This is a genomic window from Corallococcus sp. CA049B (assembly GCF_003611685.1).
GTDB classification, from domain to species: Bacteria; Myxococcota; Myxococcia; order Myxococcales; family Myxococcaceae; genus Corallococcus; species Corallococcus coralloides.
On record NZ_RAWC01000206.1, the window covers coordinates 1 to 16168 of the forward strand.

Genomic DNA, 16168 nt, shown 5'->3' on the forward strand with positions numbered 1-16168 from the left:
GGTGCCCCCTGTCCGTTCGTGGAGCAGGCGGCCCGACAGGCGAACTCGTGGATTTCCACGACGCCCCGGCGTGCGAAGGGGCCGCGCTTCGTCCTTCAGCCGACAGCCACGCGAATGTGAGCGGCCAGCAACGTTGCTGGAGGGAGGAAGGATGCCGCGCCGCGTTCAACGGGCGTGCTTGACTCGCCTGGTGGCCCGGCGGAAAAGCCCGTCGGGTCAGGCGGCCTCCCCCTTCCTCCCCCGCAGGCCGCCGAGGGAGCGCGAAATTGAAGCTCGCGACGCTCAAGGACGGAACCCGCGACGGGCGGCTCATCGTCGTCAAGCGGGACAACTCCGCCTACGCGCTGGCCACCAACGTGGCCCTCACGCTGCAAGCGGCCCTGGATGACTGGGACGCGAAGGAGCCGCAGCTGCGCGCGCTGGCGCAGCAACTGGAAGCCGGCGCGGTGCAGAGCCGCCCGCTGGACGTGAAGGCGCTGCACGCGCCCCTGCCGCGCGCCTACGAATGGGTGGACGGCAGCGCGTACATCAACCACGTGGTGCTGGTGCGCAAGGCGCGCAACGCGGAGCCGCCGGCCACGCTGCGCACGGATCCGCTGGTGTACCAGGGCGGCTCCGGCGACTTCCTGGCGCCCACGCAGGACATCCCGCTGCGCGACGAGGCGTGGGGCCTGGACTTCGAGAGCGAGGTCTGCGTCGTGCTGGGTGATACGCCCATGGGCACGAAGGCCGAAGACGCGGACAGGCACATCAAGCTGGTGATGATCGCCAACGACGTGTCCCTGCGGAACCTCATCCCGGAGGAGCTGGCCAAGGGCTTCGGCTTCTTCCAGAGCAAGCCCGCCACCGCGTTCGGCCCCTTCGCGCTGACGCCGGATGAGCTGGGCGCGGCATGGATGGACGGCCGCGTGCACCTGCGCATGCGCAGCACGCTCAACGGCCAGCTCGTGGGGGACGCGGACGCGGGCCCGGAGATGCACTTCTCCTTCCGCGACCTCATCCAGCACCTGACGCGCACGCGCGCCTTCACCGCGGGCACCATCCTGGGCAGCGGCACGGTGTCCAACGAGGACCGCTCGCGCGGCATCTCCTGCCTCGCCGAGCGCCGGATGATTGAAACCATCGACGAGGGCAAGCCGAAGACGTCCTTCATGAAGCCCGGGGACACCATCGAAATCGAGATGCTGGATGGCGAGGGGCACAGCCTCTTCGGCCGCATCTCCCAGACGGTGGTGAAGGCGCCATGAAGAACCTCAAGCTGCACAGCTACTGGCGCTCCTCCGCGTCCTGGCGCGCGCGCATCGCGTTGAACTGGAAGGGGCTCCCCTTCGAGTACCTGGCGGTGCACCTGCTCAAGGACGGCGGCCAGCAGAACTCCGCGGACTACCGCGCGGTGAACCCCATGGCCCGCGTGCCCACCCTGGAGTGGACGGAAGCGGACGGGCAGGCGCGCAAGCTGTCCGAGTCCATGGCCATCCTGGAGTACCTGGAGGAGCGCGTGCCCTCGCCTGCACTCCTGCCCACGGATGCGTACCTCCGCGCGAAGGCGCGCATGCTGGCGGAGATGGTGAACGCCGGCATGCAGCCCCTGCAGAACACGTCGGTAACGCTGCGCATCAAGACCGAGCTGAAGGCGGACGAGAAGGCCTGGGCGGCGCACTGGAACGTGCACGGGCTGACGGCGCTGGAGGCGGCGGTGCAGGCGACGGCGGGGCGTTATTGTGTGGGAGACGCAGTGTCGTTCGCGGACGTCCTGCTCGTTCCCCAGCTCTACGGGGCCCGCCGGTTCGGTGTAGACCTGAAGCCCTATCCCACGCTCTTGCGGATTGAAGCGGCGTGCAACGAACTCCCCGCCTTCCAGGCGGCGCAGCCGGACCGGCAGCCCGACGCGCAGCCGGTGTAGTCACGAAATATCTTCTTCATCACCACGAGGAGTCAGCGACATGGCCAAGCAGGAATCGCTGGGCATCAAGGCCCTGGAGAGCATCCACTGGTACGTGCATGACCTGGAGCGCAGCCGCCAGTTCTACACGAAGGGGTTGGACTTCGCGGAGGTGGCGGTGTCCGGGCCGGAGCTGGACGCGCACGGCAAGCAGAAGTCCGCGCTGTTCCAGGCGGGTGAGATTGCCCTGGTGGTGAGCCAGCCGGTGGGCGAGGGCGGCCGGGCGTGGCGCTATCTGCGCAAGCACCCGGACGGCGTGGGCACGCTGAACTTCGTGGTGGAGGACGTGGAGAAGGCGTTCAAGCTGCTGGAGCAGCGCGGCGCCACGTTCATCACGGACATCCAGCGCTTCACGGACGACGCGGGCGGCAAGCTGTCGTTCTTCTCCATCACCACGCCGTTTGGTGACACCACGTTCCGCTTCCTGCAGCGGGACAACTACAAGTCCATCTACCCGGGCTTCCTGGTGCACCCGCAGCCCAAGGGCGGCCAGAACAAGTACGGCTTCGACAAGCTGGACCACGTCACGTCGAACTTCCAGACGATGAAGCCCATGCTCCTGTGGATGGAGCACGTGATGGGCTTCGAGAAGTTCTGGCACATCGAGTTCCACACGGACGACGTGGCGTCGCAGCAGAAGCGCGACCACGGCAGCGGCCTGAAGTCGGAGGTGATGTGGGATCCGAAGAGCGGGGTGAAGTTCGCGAACAACGAGCCCAAGTTCCCGTTCTTCAAGGCCAGCCAGATCAACATCTTCAACGAGGACCACCGTGGTGACGGCGTGCAGCACCTTGCCATCACGGTGAAGGACATCCTGTCCTCGGTGAAGGACATGCGGCAGAACGCGGGCATCCAGTTCATGCCCACGCCGGGCTCGTATTACGACGCGCTGCCGGAGCGCATCCAGAACATGGGCATCAAGAAGATCGACGAGGACATCAACGTCCTGCGCGACCTGGAGGTGCTCATCGACGGGGACAAGGAGCGCAGCTACATGCTCCAGATCTTCATGAAGGACGCGGCGAGCCTCTACAAGCAGGCGGACGCGGGCCCGTTCTTCTACGAAATCATCCAGCGCAAGGGCGACCAGGGCTTCGGCGGCGGCAACTTCCGCGCCCTGTTCGAGAGCATCGAGCGCGCGCAGAAGGCCGAAGGGCGCGTGTAGTCACGAGCGCCGTGTCGCGGGGGAGGGGAGTCACCTCTCCCGCGGCGGCGGGTTGCTTCCGAAGTAGACGTTGTAGCAGGTGCCGCAGTCCGGGCCGTTGGGTTCGACCTTCGTGTAATGGGCCACGCTGCGGAACTCCCCGAGCGTCCGCCCATCCACGGCCTGGAACGTCACCCGGTAGAGGTCGCCCTGCTTCAGCACCACTGAATCGGTGCCGTAGGAGACGCGGACCTCCGTGCCTCCCGTGGGCAGGGGCTTCGTGGAGAGCTCCAGCAAGGGAAAGCGCCCGGCCTCTTTCGGCATGGGCAGTTGCAGGAAGCCCCGTTCGGCGTCCGGCCGGAACCCCTCCAGGCGCGACCGGAAGCACGACCCGTTCCGGCACATCGTGAAGGTCGCGGCCCGCAGCTGCGCGAGGGTGGCGTTCACGGTCATGTCCAGCACCATCCCCGAACCGCAACCAATCAGCGTGCAGACGCGCTCCGTGCCGTCCTGGGGCGGTGCTGGGTACTCCGGAGGAAATGGAGAGGTCGACGCGCAACCGGCGACGAGCAGGGCCGCGAGGTGAAGGGGCAGGCGCATGTCGTCCATTCTTGTCACATCCGGAGGTGCGCCCGGAAGGCTCCGGGCTGCCGGGGCGCCGTGCGTCGTCTATCTTCATTCCATGCGAATGCTCATGGGACTGCTGCTGGCGGGCGCGCTGGGGTGGGGCTGCCAGGCCGCCGGGGATAGGGCGCCAACGAAGGCGCCGCTGGACTGCAACGCCACCTACGTCGCTTGCGGCTGTGGCTGCTGTGGCGGGGCGGAGCCAGAGGTGAAGTGTCTGTCCTGCGCGAACGGCGATGACCTCCAGGCGCTCATCCAGAAGGACCAGGAGGCGAAGAAGGATCCGCAGTGCGCCGTCATGGGCTGCTCCCCCGGCACGAAGTACGTGTACTGCGACGCGAATCCCCAATGACTCTCATTGAACCCGTCATGCTCGTGGGGGCCGCCATTGGAGGCGTGGTGGGGGCGGTCTGGGGTTTTGGATCCGGAATCGGCTGGGCGGTGGCGGGCCTGCTCGGAGGCGTCGTGCTGGGCCCCGTCCTCCTCATCCTGTTGCTGCTTGTCCTGGCGATGCTGCTGCAGCTGCGGGGAAAGCGCTCCCCGGAGCGCCCCTGACTGCTCTCATTTTGAGGAGGTGTGGCTGGAGCGGGGCGCGGGCTCATCGCCACCCCGCGCCAGCGCCTCCCGGTTCTTGAACATGATGAAGGCGCCCATCACGACGAGGAAGAGGGAGAAGGCCCGCTTGAGGGCCGCCTGCGAGACGTAGTGGGTGGCCCAGGTGCCAATGAGGATGCCCGCCACGGCGATGGCCGTGAAGATGCCCAGGTAGAGCCAGGGCACCTGGACGTGGCCGAGGTAGCCGGCGAAGCCCACGAAGGAGTTGAGGGCGATGACGAGCAGGCTCGTGCCCACTGCCTGCTTCATCGGGAGGCCCACCAGGAGCACCAGCGCCGGGACGATGAGGAAGCCGCCGCCCACTCCGACGAGCCCCGTGAGCCCACCCACTCCGAGCGCGGCCAGGGCCATGACGGGGAAGGACGCCTTGCGGGGCTCGGGTATGGGCGCGGACTCCTTTCTCGCGGCGAGCGCGGCCTCCTTGCGGCCGTTGCGGAACATGAAGAAGGCGGCCACGAGCATCACCGTGGCGAAGAGCAGCAGCTGCAAGGCGCCCGAGACGAAGACGGACAGGCGCGCCCCCGCGTAGGTGCCCACCATGGCCACCGCCCCGAAGACGAGGGCCGCCCGGAGCTGCACGTTGCCCTTGCGCCAGTGGCCCGCCGCGCCGAAGAGGCTGGTGACGCCCACCACGGCCAGCCCCATGGCGATGGACTCCTTGGCCCCGAAGCCCAGGACGTACACGAGGATGGGGACGGTGATGATGGAGCCGCCGCCGCCGAGCAGGCCGAGCGACAGGCCGATGAGGGCCGCGAGCGAGAAGCCGATGATGGGCATGGAGTTCGTTTCCGCTAGCCCTGGGGCGCGCGGGGCTCGCGCACGGCGAGCATCCCGCCCGCCAGGTTGAAGAGGTGTTTGAAGCCACGCTGGGCGAGCGCCTGCGCCGCCTTCGCGGAGCGCCCACCCGAGCGGCAGATGAGCAGCAGCGGTTGTTCCCGCGGCCACTCCGCGGACGCCACCTCCAGCGTGCCCAGCGGGACGAGCTCCGCTCCGGGGAGGTGGCTCAAGGGGCCCGTGAACTCGTCCGGCTCACGCACGTCGATGCGCCGCACCTCGGGGCCGAGCGTGTCGAGCTGCGAGGGCGTGAGGTCCTGATAGGGGTGGGGTGTCATGGCTTGCTCCTGTTGGGAAGGGCAGGGGACTTCAGGCTCCCTGCGGTGAAGGCGCCGTGTGCCCACAGGCGCGGTTGGCTGGGACGGCGACGTCGATCTTCTTGGGCTTGGGCAGGTGGAGGTTGTTCATCACCTCGATGAACTCCTCCAGGCTCTTGCCCGCGACGCGCGGGTTGTGCCGCTTCTCCTCGCCAATGCTCGTCGCCATGTGACCGTGGTAGTCGTGCGCGGGGTAGACGAGCGTTTCGTCCGGCAGGCGGAAGAGGACGCGGGTGAGGCTGTCGTAGAGCTGGCTCGAGTTCCCGTTCTGGAAGTCGGTGCGGCCGTTGCCGCGCACGAGCAGCGCGTCCCCGGTGAAGACGCGGTCGCCCAGCAGGTAGCTGACGCTGTCGTCCGTGTGCCCCGGGGTGGCGAGCACCTGGAAGACGAGCTGCCCGACACGCACCTCGTCTCCGTGGCCCACCTGGACGTTGGCGCAGGCGGCTCCTCCCTTGCCCCCCACCACCGTGGCCTGCGTGCGCTCGCGCAGCACTCCGGACGCGGTGACGTGGTCCGCGTGCACGTGGGTATCGAAGACGTGGGTGAGGGTGAGGCCCAGCTCGCCCACCAGTTTCAGGTCCCGGTCGACCTGCTCGATGACAGGGTCGATGAGGACGGCCTGCCGTGTGGACTCGTCGCCGAGGAGATAGGTGTACGTCGAGGACTCTGCGTCGAAAAGCTGGCGGAAAATCATGTCGAAGCCTCCTGTCCTTGAGAGCCAGGGGGCGGGCAAAAGGATTCAGGGCCTTCCCCTGGCGGAATCCTCCACCTCCGAATCTGGCTCTTACAGGACATGATTTCCTCCCTCCTCCCTCCCCTCCTGGGCGGGGCGCTCATCGGCCTGAGTGCCTCCTTGCTCCTATTGACCAATGGCCGGGTCGCCGGCATCAGCGGCGTGGTGGGCTCGCTGCTGGCCCCCGTGCGCGGGGATGTCGCCTGGCGCGTGCTCTTCCTCGGCGGGCTGCTCACCGGGGGCCTGCTGCTGGCATGGCTGCGCCCTGGCTCCTTCCCGGCCCCCACGTCCTTGAGCGCGGGCGGCGCCTTGCTGCTGGTGGGGGCCGGACTGCTGGTGGGGTTCGGCTCGCGGCTGGGCAACGGCTGCACCAGCGGGCACGGCGTCTGCGGCATCAGCCGCGGTTCGGCCCGCTCCATCGCGGCCACGCTCACCTTCATGGCCACCGGCGTCCTCACCGTCTTCCTGATCCGCCACGTCCTCTAGGGAAAGCCCTCCATGCGTTCAAACCTCAGTGCGTTTCTCAGCGGCCTCCTCTTCGCCATCGGCCTGGGCATCAGCGGCATGACGGACCCGGCCAAGGTCCTCGGCTTCCTCGACATCGCGGGGGCTTGGGATTACCGGCTCGCCTTCGTGATGGGCGGCGCCATCGCCGTGCACGCGGCGCTGCGGCCCCTCATCCTCGGACGTAGGCGGCCCCTGTTCGCCGCGAAGTTCCCCACGTTCTCCGCCAATTGGGTGGACCGCCGGCTCCTCGTGGGCGCGGGCCTCTTCGGCGTGGGCTGGGGGCTCGGCGGCTACTGCCCCGGCCCCGCGCTCACCTCGCTCGCCACCGGTGCGACGCAGCTGCTCGTCTTCGTGCCCGCCATGTTCGCCGGCATGTTCCTCGCCCAGGTGCTGCAGGCGCGACGGAGCGCGAGCGCGGGGACTCCGGTCCCGGGCGCATCGCCCACTCCGTAGCCCCTCGGGAACTTTTCGCGGCCGACACCGTGTCCTGGAGGAACGTGAGCAGCCGGTCCTTTATTGAACGTGCCCTGGAGCACCTGCCAGCCCTGCGACGGGTGGGCCGCCGGCTGACGGGCAGCACCGCCGAGGCGGATGACCTGGTGCAGGAGACGGTGGCGCGCGCGCTGGAGCGGCACGACGAGCTGCGCGACCCGGAGCGGCTCAAGGGATGGCTGCTCGCCGTCCAGCGCGCCGTCTTCCTCAACTCCCGGCGGGGCCTGCGCCCCCGGCTGGAGGTGCTGGAGGGCGGTCTGGGGAAGGAGACCGCCCCCGAGCCTTTCGCGGACCTGGAGGCGGAGCTGCACGCCCACACGCTCAGCTCGGGCATGAAGGCGGCGCTGGAGTCGCTGGCCCCCGAGTGGCGGGATGCGCTGTGGCTGCGCGAAGTCGAAGAGTTGAGTTACGAGGAGATCGCCCAGGTCCAGGGCTGTCCGGTGGGCACCGTGCGCTCGCGCCTCGCGCGGGCCCGGGGGGCGATGCTCGACCTCCTGGAGAAGGAGAAGTCACATGGAAGCCTGTAGCCCGGCGTGGCAGGAACGTCTCTCCGCGTGGTTCGATGGGGAGGGCCCGGCGCACGAGCGGCAGGCCGTGGAGCAGCACCTGTCCCGGTGCGTGGGCTGTGCCCGGGAGGCGGCCCGCTATGCCCCGCTGCGCGAGGCGCTGAAGGCCCAGGCCGCCACGGAGAATCACGTGCCGCCCGAGCTGAGGGCGCGTGTCTCCCGCCTGGCTCCGCGCTCCCGCCCCGCCTTCCGGCGACGGTGGACGGTGGGCCTGGCCGCGGCGGTCGCGTCCGTGGGCATCCTCTGGACGTCGTGGCCCGGTGGCATGAACGACGCGCTGGCGATGGACCTCGAGCGGCACCACCTCAAGGCCTTCTCGCGCGCCACTCCCTGCGAGTTCGAGTCCTCGGATCCGGCCGCGGTGAAGGCCTGGGTGGCGCGGGAGGTGGGCTATGCGGTGGACGTCCCGGTGGTGCCCGGCGCGACGCTGCTGGGGGCCCGCCGCTGCCGGCTGCATGGACAGCTCTCCGCCTCGCTGCTGTACCGGCACGAGGGGGGCACGGCGATGACGCTCTTCCTGCCACCGCCGGGCTCACCCGCGGCGCGGGAGGCGGCGAGCTTCGCCGGAGAGCAGACGCGCTGCACGCAGGGCCCCATCGGTGAGCGCATCTGCGTGGCGCCGCGCGGGGGCGGGCAGGCCGCGCTCGCCGTCTCCGAGCTGGAGCAGCCGGTGCTCGTCGACGCCCTGGCTCGTCTGGCGCCTTGAGGTCGCGAGGCCGGGAACCTCTCCGGCAGCTTCCTTGCGGGCATGCTGACGTTCCACCCCGCTGTACCCCGTTCCCCAGGGCCCAGTCAGTGGGCCTCTGGGCCCGGTTGGAGCCGCTCCATGAAGTCCGTTCTCGTCGTCGCTGCCCTGTTCGCCGGTCCGTTCCTCGTCTCCTGTGCGCACCAGCGCTCCGCCGGGGCCGAGGCCCACCAGCGGGTGGAGGCGGGCGCCACGCTGGTGGATGTCCGCACGCCGGAGGAGTTCGCCGCCGGGCACCTTCCCGGGGCGGTGAACATCCCCGTGGATGAGCTGCCCCAGCGGCTCGCCGAGCTCGGCTCGCCGCAGAAGCCCCTCGTCATCTACTGCCGCAGCGGCGCGCGCAGCGGCCGCGCCGAGCTCCTCCTGAAGGAGCGCGGATTCCAGGACGTCTTCAACCTGGGCCCCATGTCGGCCTGGGAGTGATGGGAGGGGAGCGGCCGGGGCGCTGGCCCGCCGCGGGAACTTCGCGCGGCACTCCTCGTGTCCCCTCCGCAGTCTCTCTTCCTCAAGGTGCTTCATGACGATGATGCCTCTCCTCTCCCTGCTCGGCGCGCTGTTCTCGCTGGGCGGCCTGGGCTCCGGCTGTGCCCTGACGCGGCCGGGAGCCATCACCCCGCCGGCCGAGAGCGTTTCGTCCCAGCGCAAGCAGCTCACCGTCCTCTACGTGGCGGATCTGCACGCGCAGTTGCGCGCCCACCCCGAGCTGTTCTGGCACGAAGGGAAGGAGCGCATCGAAGAGGCCGGCGGCTTCGCCCGCGTGGCCGCCGCCATCCAGCGGATCCGCGCGGAGCGCGGCGGTGACGTGCTGGTGCTCGATGCCGGTGACACGATTCAGGGCTCGGGCGCGGCGGCGCTCACCGAGGGCGAAGCCCTCATCGCGCCGCTCAACGCGCTCGGGCTGGACGGCGCGGTGCCCGGCAACTGGGAGGTGGTGTACGGCCCCAAGGTGCTGCGCCAGCGCGCTCGTGAGCTGAAGCATCCGCTCGTCGCCGCCAACCTGCGCGATGCGGCGAGCGGCGAGCGCCTCTTTCCGCCGTACCTGGTGAAGGAGGTGGGCGGGGTGAAGGTGGCCGTCGTCGGCTTCACGGATCCGGATGTCCCGCGCCGTCAGCCCCCGGGTTACAGCCAGGGCCTTCGCTACGACGGTCCGGAGGCGCTGCCCGCGCTCGTGCGCGAGGTGCGCGAGCGCGAGGGGGCCCAGGTGGTGCTGCTGATGACGCACGTGGGGCTCGCCAAGGCGGTGGGGCTCGCTGGCAAGGTGCCCGGGGTGGACGTCCACCTGTCCGGCGACACGCATGAGCGCACCTATGCACCCATCGAGAAGGCCGGCAGCTGGGTGGTGGAGCCCGGCGCCTTCGGTTCCTTCCTCGGGCGGTTGGATTTGTGGGTGGAGGAGGGCCGGGTGGTGGACCGCCGCTGGGAGCTCATCGAGCTGGCCGCCTCGCGCTTCCCCGAGGACCCGAAGGTGGCCCGGCTGGTGGACGCCGCCCTCGCTCCGCACGAGGCGAAGCTGTCCGCGCCGGTGGGCCACACCGACGTGACGCTCGCGCGCTACGCGGTGGTGGAGAACCCGCTGGACAACGTGCTGGCCGACGCCATCCGCGCCGCTGGTGGGACGGAGATAGGCCTCTCCAACGGCTTCCGCTTCGGCACGCCGCTGTTGCCCGGGCCGGTGCGCGAGGCGGACCTGTGGAACCTCTTCCCCATCGTCAACAAGCTGAAGACGGGCAAGGTGAGTGGCCGGCAGCTTCGCGCCTTCTGGGAGCAGGAGCTGGAGAACGTCTTCGCGAAGGACCCGGAGAAGCGCTTCGGTGGGTGGCTGCCGCGCCCCTCGGGGATGACGCTGCGCTTCCGCGCCGACGCACCCAAGGGGCAGCGCCTCCTCGCCCTGGAAGTCGGTGGCAGGCCGGTGGAGGACGAGCGCCTCTACACCGTGACGGCCTGTGAGCGGGAAGGGGATGCCCCCGACATGGTCTGCCGCATCCCCGGCATCCAGGAGCCGCGCGTGCTCGACGTGGATGCACACGAGGCGGTGCGCCGCTTCCTCGCCGGCAGGCCGCGTCTGCACGACGCGCTGCAAGGGCGCGCCGTGGGCGAGGACCTCCCGCCCGTGCTGCGCACCCAGCAGGTGGAGTGAGCCTTGGCTCGTCCTGCCCCGGAGAACTGGAGCGCTGAGGCGCTCCCGGTGCGAGGGAGCTCCCGATGCTCTTGCGGCGACTCGGCGTGGCCGAGGGCGCGCGGACGCCTCCCGCCACGGCCTGACACGAAACCGAACCGGAGGAGCGCCAGGCCGGCGTGCGCGTCACCCGAGCCCATCCGTGCCCCCCCAGATGAAAACGAGAACACGACATGACTGCTCCTCTCGCAACATCCTCCACCCCCGCCGCATCTCCGACTGGAGGCGTCTGGCGTCGGCGTCTGCCGGGCCTGGGGCTCGCCGCGGGGTTGGCGGTGGCCAGCTACTGGCTTGCCACGCTTCCAGGCCTCAAGGTGGTAGGGCCGCTCACGGTGGCGCTGCTCATTGGAATCACGCTGCGCACGGCCCTGGGGCTGTCTCCTGTCCTGGTGGAGGGCACGCGCTACTCGGCGCGCACGGTGCTGCGGTTGGGCATCGTGCTGATGGGGGCGCGGCTCGACTTCGGGCTGGTGGCGAAGGTGGGCCCTCGCGTGCTGCTGCTCGCCCTGGCCGTCATCGTCGGCGGCATCCTGGGGATCCGATGGGTGACGAAGCGCTTCGGCGTCCCGGAGAAGCTGGGCACGCTGCTGGCCGTGGGCACCTCCATCTGCGGCGCCAGCGCCGTGGTGGCCGCCAGCTCCGTCACCCGCGCCGACGAGGAGGACACCACGCTGGCGGTGGGCCTGTGTGGAATCCTCGGCACGGTGGGCGTGCTCTTCTACGTCTTCGTGGGGCCGCTGCTGGGGCTGAGCACCGCGCAGCTCGCCATCCTCTCGGGCGCCACGCTGCACGAGGTGGCGCAGGTGATGGCCGCGGCCTTCACCTGGGGCACCTCCGCGGGTGACCTGGGCACGCTGGTGAAGCTCACCCGCGTGGTGCTGCTGGCCCCCGCGCTGGTGGTGCTGGGGCTCGCCTCCGGCGCGGGCGGGAAGGTGCGCTACTCGCTGAAGGAGCCGCCCATTCCCTGGTTCGTCATCGGCTTCCTCGCCGTGGGCGTGCTGGGTTCGGTGGGCGTGCTGCCCGCGGCCGCCAAGGCCGGGCTCTCCACCGCCAGCGTCTTCCTCATGGTGATGGCCATGGCGGCCATGGGGTTGGGCACCCACCTGAGCATGGTCCGCCGCGCGGGCATGCGCGTCGTCTACGCGGGCCTCACCGGCTTCGCGGCCCTGGCGCTGTCCGCCTGGGGCCTCATCCAGTTGCTGTCCATCCAGTAATCCTTGGCCTGATCCGGAGTTCCTCGAATGAATCGCTTCCTGTTGCTGCTCGTCACCGCACTCGTCACCGCTCCCCTGGCCACGCTCGCCGCGCCGCCGTCCCAGCCTTCCCAGGCCACCGAGAAGAAGACGCCCGCGCGTCAGGGCAAGCTCGTCTTCGTCTCCACCACGGGCCTGGAGGACCTCGGCACCCTCTCCAGCTCCTTCCGGCACGCGAAGACGGCCAGGGAGTCCGGCTACCTCTCGGACGTGGTGTGGCTGAGCTATGGCCGTGCGGTGGTGGCGTTGGACCCGACGGTCAAGGCCGTGCCGGAGTCGGTCCGCAAGGAGGCCCAGGCCGCGAAGGCCGCGGGCGTACGGCTGGTGGCTTGCGGCCACGCGCTCGCGAAGTTCGGCATCGACCCGAAGAAGCTCCAGCCGGAGGCGGAGGTGGTGGACAACGGCGTCGCGGAGCTGTCGCGCCTGGTGGCCGAGGGCTATCAGGTCATCCGCTACTGATTAGAGCGCCTCAGCCGTCCCATGCGGAGTCGCTCGCACCCATGAGGCAGCTCTTGCGTGTCCCTTCAGCACCGGCGCCAGATTCCCGCTATGCATCCACATGAGGATGGCCCGGGTGGCATCCTGGCGGCCGGGCGCTCTGCGCCTCGGGCGTGACGGAGACATGTGGAGGAGGCGACCGGGTGATGTCGACGCGAACCGATGAGCAGCTGATGGAGGCCGCGCGCGCTGGCGACGACAAGGCGCTGGATGAGGTCCTCGCGCGCCACGAGAAGCAGGTGTACCGCTTTGGCCTGCGCATGTGCGGCTCGGAGGACGACGCCAAGGAGGTGCTCCAGGAGACGCTGCTCGCGGCCTTCCGGGGCATCCACGCGTTCCGGGGCGACGCGGAGCTGTCCACGTGGCTGTTTCAGGTGGCCCGCACGCACTGCCTCCGCCTGCGCCGCAAGCGCGTCGGAGCACCCGAGGACTTCCAGCCCCTCGACTCTCCCTCGGCCGCCCGCGTCGCCGCGGAGGAGGCCACCCCGGACGTGGTCTCCCATGCGCGGCAGATGGGGGAGGTGTTGCAGGCGGCCATCCTCGCGCTGCCGGAGGCCCACCGGGAGGTGCTCATCCTCCGGGACGTGGAGGGCCTGCCGGCGGAGGAGGCGGCGAAGGTGGTGGGCATCGAGGTGCGGGCGCTCAAGAGCCGGCTGCACCGCGCGCGGCTCCAGCTGCGCGAACACCTCTCCACGCTGATGGGGGAGGGCTCCGCGGAGCAGGCCCCTGCGTGCCCGGAGCTGGCGCGGGAGCTCTCCGAGTTCGCCGCGCAGGAGGTGGACCAGGCCACCTGCGTGCGTCTGGAGGACCACCTGTCGCGCTGCCCGCGCTGTACCGAGGCGTGCGATTCGCTCAAGCGCACGGTGTCCCTGTGCCGGCGCATTCCAGGGGATGAGGTGCCCGCGCCCGTGCGCGCGGCGGTGCGCCAGGCGCTGTCACGTGCGCTGCCCGCCTGAGCCCGCCCCCCCGCGAACATTCGGACATGAGGGGTGAATCCTCGTCACCCTTCCCAGGCTCATACCTCCATATCCATCGCATGGAGGTCGAGCGTGTCCCATCCGCATCACCAGGTGCTCATCATTGGCGGAGGTACGGCGGGGCTCACCGTCGCCGCACGGCTGCGGCGCAAGGGTGTGCGCGGCGTCGCCATCATCGAGCCCTCGGCCCACCACTACTATCAGCCCCTGTGGACGCTCGTGGGCGGCGGCGCCGCGGACATCGCCAGCACCGTGCGCCCCCAGGCCGACTACATCCCGAAAGGCACCCACTGGATTCAGGACTGGGCGGAGGAGGTGGACCCGGTGCGCCAGGAGGTGCGCACGCGCGGAGGGCTGAGCCTGGGTTATGACTTCCTCGTCGTCGCCCCGGGAATCCAGCTCGACTGGGACAAGGTGCCGGGCCTGCGCGAGGCGCTGGAGACACCGTACGTGTCGAGCAACTACGCCTTCCACCTCGCGACGAAGACATGGGAGATGGTCCGCGCCTTCAAGGGCGGCACGGCCCTCTTCACCCACCCGGCCACGCCGGTGAAGTGCGCGGGGGCGCCGCAGAAGATCATGTACCTGGTGGCGGACCACCTGCGCCGCAGCGGGCTCGCGGAGCGCTCGCGCGTCGTCTTCGGCTCGGCCGGCAAGGCCATCTTCGGGGTGAAGCCGTTCGCGGAGGTGCTCGAGGGGGTCGTGGAGCGCTACGGCATCGACACGCGCTTCGGCCACAACCTGGTGGAGGTGCGCCCCGAGCAACGCGAGGCGGTCTTCGCCGTGACGCGGGATGGGCAGGAGGAGCGGGTGGTCATCGGTTACGACATGCTGCACGTCACGCCCCCGCAGAGCGCGCCCGACTTCATCAAGCGGAGCCCGCTCGCCCACCAGCACGGGCCGTGCGCGGGCTGGGTCAAGGCGCACAAGCACACCCTGCAACACCCCGACCATCCGAACGTCTTCGCGCTCGGGGACGCGAGCGACCTGCCCACCTCCCGCACGGGAGCGGCCATCCGCGCGGAGGCCCCGGTGCTGGTGGAGAACCTGCTCGCCGTCATGGAGGGGAAGGCGCCCACCGCCCGGTACAACGGCTACGCCTCCTGCCCGCTCGTGACGGGCTACGGGAAGCTGCTGCTCGCCGAGTTCGACTACGACGGCAAGCCCGCGCCCAGCATCCCGCTCATCAACACCCTGGTGGAGCGGCGCGACATGTGGATGCTCAAGAAGTACGGGCTGCCGCGCATGTACTGGGACCTGATGCTCCGCGGGCGCGCGTAGCGCCCGACGCAGGGCCCGCCTTACGAGGCCGTGAAGGGCAGCGCGGCCACCGTGACGGTGCCCGCGCCTTCGCCCAGCGTCAGCTCCGTGCCCGGCTCCAGCGAGTCGCGGTGCACGTAGCCCAGCGCCACCCGCTGGCCCTTCACCGGGGACGTCACCACGCTGGTGACCCAGCCCACCTTCTTCTCCCCGCGGCGCAGCTCCGTGCCGGGCGCCACGTCCTGCTCACCCAGCAGCAGCCCCGCCAGCTTGCGGTTCATGTGCCCGCGGAAGGTGGCCCGGGCGATGACCTCCTGCCCGATGTAGCAGCCCTTGTTGTAGGAGATGGCGTTCGTGAGGTTCGCCTCCAGCGGGATGGTGGTGTCCACCATGTCCTGCCCGTAGCGCGGCACCCCCGCCTCCACCCGGACGAGCTCCAGCGCGTCGAACCCCAGCGGCTTCAGCCCGTGCGCCCCGCCCGCCTGGACCAGCGCCGCCCACACCGCTTCCAGCCCCCCGCGCGGCACCAGCACGTCCACGCCGGACAGCCCGCCCGGCAGCGCCGTCCCCAAGAGCCACACCTCCTGGCCCGCAATGGACGCCTTGCGGCTGGACAGGGGCGCCGGGAGCTCCAGGGGGCCGCCCGGGACGGCGGCCAGCACCTGGGCCGTCCGGGGGCCGAGCAGCTTGAGCCAGGCCTGGTCCGGCGTGCCGTCGTGCAGCTCCGCGTCCTCGGAGATGAGGTATTTGTCCAGGAACTCCCGCACCTTGGCGCCCAGGCCGGGCTCCAGGTCCAGCAGGAGGTCATCCTCCCGCTTGAGGATGCGCGCATCTCCCACCATGGAGCCCTTCACCGTGAGGAAGGCGGCATAGGCGGCCGAGCCCACCGGGAGGTTCTTCACCTCCTGGGTGACCATGCCGTGGAGGAAGGAGGCGCGATCCTCCCCCGTTATCCGGAGGATTTCGCGGTAGGACGCATCGTGCAGTGCCACTGCGTCACGGGCCGCGCCATACTCCGCGCCTACGTCTCCATACCCGGCCACGACCTCGCGGCCGCCCACCGAAATGAAGCGGGCACCCACCTGCTCGTGAACAAAATGCAGCGTCAGCGGTTCCATGCCCGTCGCTATATAGAGGCGCAGGAGCGGATGCCACGATGGATGTGAAGCAGCTTTCGGCCTTCCAGGGCTTCTCTTTAGAGAAGCTCCAGAAGCACACCGTCTTCCAGTCGGGTCGCTTCTTCCTCGACGTCTACTGCCTGGCCCCGGGCCAGGCGCAGAAGCCCCACCGGCACGCCACGTCCGACAAGGTGTACCTCGTGCTGGAGGGGAGCTGCCGCTTCCGCATCGGCGACGAGGAAGCGGCGCATGGCCCCGGTTCCACCCTCTTCGCCCCCGCGGGCACCGAACACGGCGTCGTCAATGACGGCCCGGACAACGCCCGCCTCCTCGTCCTGATGACCCCGCCTCCGGAGCACGCATGAGC

At 70.0% G+C, this 16168-nt stretch carries 21 protein-coding genes; 16 read left to right on the forward strand and 5 right to left on the reverse strand.

The window, feature by feature from the left end:
* Nucleotides 1–266 precede the first annotated feature (266 nt).
* From D7W82_RS31380 to hppD, 3 genes are read left to right on the forward strand one after another with little or no spacing between them, the layout of a single operon-like run.
* A complete protein-coding gene (locus tag D7W82_RS31380) occupies nucleotides 267–1247 on the forward strand; it encodes a fumarylacetoacetate hydrolase family protein (RefSeq protein ID WP_120621838.1) in 981 nt (326 codons plus the stop codon).
* Nucleotides 1244–1903: a maleylacetoacetate isomerase gene (gene maiA / locus D7W82_RS31385; RefSeq protein ID WP_120621839.1), complete on the forward strand. Its 660-nt coding sequence runs from the start codon at nucleotides 1244–1246 to the stop codon at nucleotides 1901–1903. The genes D7W82_RS31380 and maiA overlap by 4 nt, the downstream gene beginning before the upstream one ends.
* Before the next feature lie 40 nt (nucleotides 1904–1943).
* Entirely contained in the window at nucleotides 1944–3107 is a 1164-nt protein-coding gene (gene hppD, locus D7W82_RS31390) for a 4-hydroxyphenylpyruvate dioxygenase (protein WP_120621840.1), read from the forward strand.
* Between the two features lie 30 nt (nucleotides 3108–3137).
* Here hppD and D7W82_RS31395 read toward each other — a convergent pair whose 3' ends face one another.
* Nucleotides 3138–3686 carry a hypothetical protein gene (locus D7W82_RS31395; protein WP_147439657.1) on the reverse strand — a complete coding sequence of 183 codons (549 nt, stop codon included), beginning with the start codon at nucleotides 3684–3686 and terminating at the stop codon, nucleotides 3138–3140.
* 94 nt (nucleotides 3687–3780) lie between these two features.
* On the opposite strand from D7W82_RS31395, the gene D7W82_RS31400 reads away from it, so the two are divergent.
* On the forward strand, nucleotides 3781–4062 hold the full coding sequence (locus tag D7W82_RS31400) for a hypothetical protein (protein ID WP_147439658.1): 282 nt from the start codon (nucleotides 3781–3783) through the stop codon (nucleotides 4060–4062).
* Complete coding sequence (locus D7W82_RS31405) at nucleotides 4059–4265, forward strand: hypothetical protein (protein ID WP_147439660.1); 207 nt, start codon at nucleotides 4059–4061, stop codon at nucleotides 4263–4265. Before D7W82_RS31400 ends, D7W82_RS31405 begins: the two co-directional genes overlap by 4 nt.
* 6 nt (nucleotides 4266–4271) lie before the next feature.
* On the opposite strand, the gene D7W82_RS31410 is transcribed toward D7W82_RS31405, so the two are convergent.
* From D7W82_RS31410 to D7W82_RS31420, 3 genes are read right to left on the reverse strand one after another with little or no spacing between them, the layout of a single operon-like run.
* Complete coding sequence (locus tag D7W82_RS31410; protein WP_120621844.1) at nucleotides 4272–5102, reverse strand: sulfite exporter TauE/SafE family protein; 831 nt, start codon at nucleotides 5100–5102, stop codon at nucleotides 4272–4274.
* 14 nt (nucleotides 5103–5116) lie between these two features.
* On the reverse strand, nucleotides 5117–5437 hold the full coding sequence (locus D7W82_RS31415) for a rhodanese-like domain-containing protein (RefSeq protein WP_120621845.1): 321 nt from the start codon (nucleotides 5435–5437) through the stop codon (nucleotides 5117–5119).
* 31 nt (nucleotides 5438–5468) lie between these two features.
* Nucleotides 5469–6170, reverse strand: coding sequence for an MBL fold metallo-hydrolase (locus D7W82_RS31420; protein ID WP_120621846.1), 702 nt, complete (start codon nucleotides 6168–6170; stop codon nucleotides 5469–5471).
* Nucleotides 6171–6269: 99 nt separating this feature from the next.
* On the opposite strand from D7W82_RS31420, the gene D7W82_RS31425 reads away from it, so the two are divergent.
* The 10 genes from D7W82_RS31425 to D7W82_RS31470 all read left to right on the forward strand — a co-directional run bounded on the left by D7W82_RS31425 (nucleotide 6270) and on the right by D7W82_RS31470 (nucleotide 14704).
* A complete protein-coding gene (locus D7W82_RS31425) occupies nucleotides 6270–6695 on the forward strand; it encodes a YeeE/YedE family protein (protein ID WP_120621847.1) in 426 nt (141 codons plus the stop codon).
* 12 nt (nucleotides 6696–6707) lie between these two features.
* Nucleotides 6708–7169, forward strand: coding sequence for a DUF6691 family protein (locus tag D7W82_RS31430; RefSeq protein WP_120621848.1), 462 nt, complete (start codon nucleotides 6708–6710; stop codon nucleotides 7167–7169).
* A 44-nt stretch (nucleotides 7170–7213) separates the two neighbouring features.
* Nucleotides 7214–7735 carry an RNA polymerase sigma factor gene (locus tag D7W82_RS31435; protein WP_233588045.1) on the forward strand — a complete coding sequence of 174 codons (522 nt, stop codon included), beginning with the start codon at nucleotides 7214–7216 and terminating at the stop codon, nucleotides 7733–7735.
* A complete protein-coding gene (locus D7W82_RS31440; RefSeq protein WP_120621850.1) occupies nucleotides 7722–8480 on the forward strand; it encodes an anti-sigma factor in 759 nt (252 codons plus the stop codon). The genes D7W82_RS31435 and D7W82_RS31440 overlap by 14 nt, the downstream gene beginning before the upstream one ends.
* A 120-nt stretch (nucleotides 8481–8600) precedes the next feature.
* Nucleotides 8601–8942, forward strand: coding sequence for a rhodanese-like domain-containing protein (locus tag D7W82_RS31445; RefSeq protein WP_120621851.1), 342 nt, complete (start codon nucleotides 8601–8603; stop codon nucleotides 8940–8942).
* Nucleotides 8943–9036: 94 nt separating this feature from the next.
* On the forward strand, nucleotides 9037–10656 hold the full coding sequence (locus D7W82_RS31450) for a bifunctional UDP-sugar hydrolase/5'-nucleotidase (protein ID WP_233588046.1): 1620 nt from the start codon (nucleotides 9037–9039) through the stop codon (nucleotides 10654–10656).
* Between the two features lie 212 nt (nucleotides 10657–10868).
* The gene (locus D7W82_RS31455; protein WP_120621853.1) at nucleotides 10869–11909 is read left to right on the forward strand and encodes a YeiH family protein; all 1041 of its coding nucleotides are present in this window, start codon (nucleotides 10869–10871) and stop codon (nucleotides 11907–11909) included.
* A gap of 27 nt (nucleotides 11910–11936) precedes the next feature.
* On the forward strand, nucleotides 11937–12407 hold the full coding sequence (locus tag D7W82_RS31460; protein WP_120621854.1) for a DsrE family protein: 471 nt from the start codon (nucleotides 11937–11939) through the stop codon (nucleotides 12405–12407).
* 185 nt (nucleotides 12408–12592) lie between these two features.
* On the forward strand, nucleotides 12593–13402 hold the full coding sequence (locus D7W82_RS31465; RefSeq protein WP_120621855.1) for a sigma-70 family RNA polymerase sigma factor: 810 nt from the start codon (nucleotides 12593–12595) through the stop codon (nucleotides 13400–13402).
* Between the two features lie 93 nt (nucleotides 13403–13495).
* Nucleotides 13496–14704, forward strand: a complete 1209-nt coding sequence (locus tag D7W82_RS31470) for an FAD/NAD(P)-binding oxidoreductase (RefSeq protein ID WP_233588047.1) — start codon at nucleotides 13496–13498, stop codon at nucleotides 14702–14704.
* 20 nt (nucleotides 14705–14724) lie between these two features.
* Here D7W82_RS31470 and D7W82_RS31475 read toward each other — a convergent pair whose 3' ends face one another.
* Nucleotides 14725–15801, reverse strand: coding sequence for a folate-binding protein YgfZ (locus D7W82_RS31475; protein WP_120621857.1), 1077 nt, complete (start codon nucleotides 15799–15801; stop codon nucleotides 14725–14727).
* A 38-nt stretch (nucleotides 15802–15839) separates the two neighbouring features.
* On the opposite strand from D7W82_RS31475, the gene D7W82_RS31480 reads away from it, so the two are divergent.
* Nucleotides 15840–16166: a cupin domain-containing protein gene (locus D7W82_RS31480; protein WP_014399741.1), complete on the forward strand. Its 327-nt coding sequence runs from the start codon at nucleotides 15840–15842 to the stop codon at nucleotides 16164–16166.
* Nucleotides 16167–16168: the final 2 nt, after the last annotated feature.